Origin of the sequence: Streptomyces triticirhizae (assembly GCF_003696235.1) — a bacterium.
In the GTDB taxonomy this organism is placed as follows: Bacteria; Actinomycetota; Actinomycetes; order Streptomycetales; family Streptomycetaceae; genus Streptomyces; species Streptomyces triticirhizae.
The window spans coordinates 1-2920 of record NZ_RFFJ01000347.1; the positions used below are offsets into that span (position 1 = coordinate 1).

1 protein-coding gene is annotated in these 2920 nt (G+C 72.5%); it reads left to right on the forward strand.

Annotation, left to right across the window (positions count from 1 at the left end; genetic code table 11):
• Positions 1-286: 286 nt before the first annotated feature.
• A complete protein-coding gene (gene pepN / locus EBN88_RS29420) occupies positions 287-2890 on the forward strand; it encodes an aminopeptidase N (protein WP_122400034.1) in 2604 nt (867 codons plus the stop codon).
• Positions 2891-2920 lie beyond the last annotated feature (30 nt).

Sequence of the window (2920 nt, forward strand, 5' to 3'; positions counted from 1 at the left end):
CACGCGTCCTGGCGGCGGCAGGCGACCGCCGTCCGCGCCGCGCTCCAGGCCGGGGCGACCCGGCCCGGCACGGACTGGGTGGTGGTGCTCCCCCGCTGAACGGGGCACCGGCGCCGAACGGGCACCGGCGCGCCGGGCGCCGCGCGACGCCGCCGCCGGAGGGGCGCCGGTGAAAAGGCGGCGGCCCGGTGTCGGTCCCCCGTGCGAGGATGACGCGGACAACGGCCTCCCCCCACCCGCACACCCATCGCGCAGACGCACAGAGAACACAGAGAAGGAGAACCAGGTGCCCGGTACCAACCTGACCCGGCAAGAGGCCCAGGAACGCGCCGAACTGATCAGTGTCGATCGCTACCAGATCGCGCTCGACATCTCCGGGGCGCCCCAGGGCGGCACCTCCTCCGCTGGTTCCTCCGGGACCTCCGGGTCCTCTCCCCGGTTCGGCTCCCGCACCACCGTCCACTTCACCGCGCGCACCGCCGGGGCCACGTTCATCGACCTGATCGCGCCCGAGGTCGACGAGGTCGTGCTCAACGGCACCGCCCTCGATGTGGCCGAGGTCTTCGCCGACTCCAGGATCGCCCTGCCCGAGGTGGTCGAGGGCCCCAACGAGCTGCTGGTCGTCGCCCAGTGCGCCTACACCAACACCGGCGAGGGTCTGCACCGCTTCGTCGACCCGGTCGACCAACAGACCTACCTCTACACCCAGTTCGAGGTCCCGGACGCCCGCCGCGTCTTCGCCTGCTTCGAGCAGCCCGACCTCAAGGCGACGTTCGAGTTCACCGTCACCGCCCCCGAGGGCTGGACCGTGATCTCCAACTCGCCCACCCCGGAACCGGTCGACAACGTCTGGCGCTTCGAGCCGACGCCCCGGCTCTCCACCTATGTGACCGCGCTGATCGCCGGCCCCTACCACGCGGTGCACGACACCTGGGAGGGCGAGGGCCGCTCCGTTCCGCTCGGCCTCTACTGCCGCCCCTCGCTCGCCGAACATCTCGACGCCGAGGCGCTGTTCGCCGTCACCAAGCAGGGCTTCGACTGGTTCGAGGAGCAGTTCGACTACCCGTACCCGTTCGCCAAGTACGACCAGCTCTTCGTCCCCGAGTTCAACGCGGGCGCCATGGAGAACGCCGGCGCGGTCACCATCAGGGACCAGTACGTCTTCCGCTCCAAGATGACCGACGCCGCCTACGAAGCCAGGGCGGAGACCATCCTCCACGAGCTGGCCCACATGTGGTTCGGCGACCTGGTCACCATGGAGTGGTGGAACGACCTGTGGCTCAACGAGTCGTTCGCCACCTACACCTCCATCGCCTGCCAGGCGCAGGCCCCCGGCAGCCAGTGGCCGCACGCCTGGACCGGCTTCGCCAACCAGATGAAGACCTGGGCGTACCGGCAGGACCAACTGCCGTCCACCCACCCGATCATGGCCGACATCACCGACCTGGACGACGTCCTGGTCAACTTCGACGGCATCACCTACGCCAAGGGCGCCTCGGTGCTCAAGCAGCTGGTCGCCTACGTCGGCAGGGACGAGTTCTTCCAGGGCGTGCGCACCTACTTCAAGCGCCACGCCTGGGGCAACACCCGGCTGGCCGACCTGCTGGCCGCGCTGGAGGAGACCAGCGGCCGCGACCTCAGGTCCTGGTCCAGGGCCTGGCTGGAGACGGCCGGGATCAACATCCTGCGCCCGGAGATCGAGGTGGACGCCGATGGCGTGATCACCCGGTTCGTGATCCGCCAGGAGGCCCCGCCGCTGCCGACCGGCGCCAAGGGCACCTCCACGCTGCGCCCGCACCGGATCGCCGTCGGCCTCTACGACCCGGTGGACGAGGCGCTGGTGCGCACGCACCGGATCGAGCTGGACGTCACCGGCGAGGAGACCGAGGTCCCCGAGCTGGTCGGCCGGCCCCGCCCGGCGGTGGTGCTGCTCAACGACGACGACCTCTCCTACGCCAAGGTCCGCCTCGACCCCGAGTCCACCGCCCAGGTCACCCGGCGGGTCGGCGACTTCGCGGAGTCGCTGCCGCGCGCCCTGTGCTGGGCCTCCACCTGGGACATGACCAGGGACGGCGAGTTGGCGACGCGGGACTACCTGGCGCTGGTGTTGAACGGCATCGGCAAGGAGAGCGACATCGGCGTGGTCCAGTCGCTGCACCGCCAGGTGCGGCTGGCGCTCGACCTCTACGCGGCGCCCGAGTGGCGCGAGGAGGGGCTGGCGCGCTGGTCGGCGGCGGCGCTGGAGCGGCTGCGCGCCGCCGAGCCGGGCAGCGACCACCAGCTGGCCTGGGCGCGGGCGCTGGCGGCCAGCGCCAGGAGCGACGCCGAACTCGACGTGCTGGCCGGCCTGTTGGACGGCAGGGTCACGATCGACGGGCTGGACGTGGACACCGAGCTGCGCTGGGCGCTGCTGCTGCGGCTGGTCGCCACCGGGCGGGCCGACGAGCCGGCCATCGAGGCCGAGCTGCGCCGCGACCCGACCTCGGCGGGCGAGGAGCACGCGGCGGCGGCCCGCGCCGCCCGGCCGACGGCGGAGGCGAAGGCCGCCGCCTGGGACGCGGTGATCAACGACGAGTCGCTGCCCAACGCGGTGCGGGAGGCCACGATCGGCGGCTTCGTCCAGACCGACCAGCGGGAGCTGCTGGCGCCCTACCGGGACCGGTACTTCGAGGTGATCGCCGACGTGTGGGAGCGGCGCAGCCACGAGGCGGGCCAGGGCATCGCGCTCGGCTTCTACCCGACGACGCAGGTCGCTCAGGAGACGCTCGACGCGACGGACGCGTGGCTGGAGGCGGCGAAGCCGTCGGCGGCCCTGCGCCGGCTGGTCACCGAGTCCCGCGCGGGCGTGGAACGGGCGCTCCGCGCCCAGGCGGCGGACGCGGCGGCCTGACGCGGAGGCGGCGGGGCCCGTCGGGCCCCG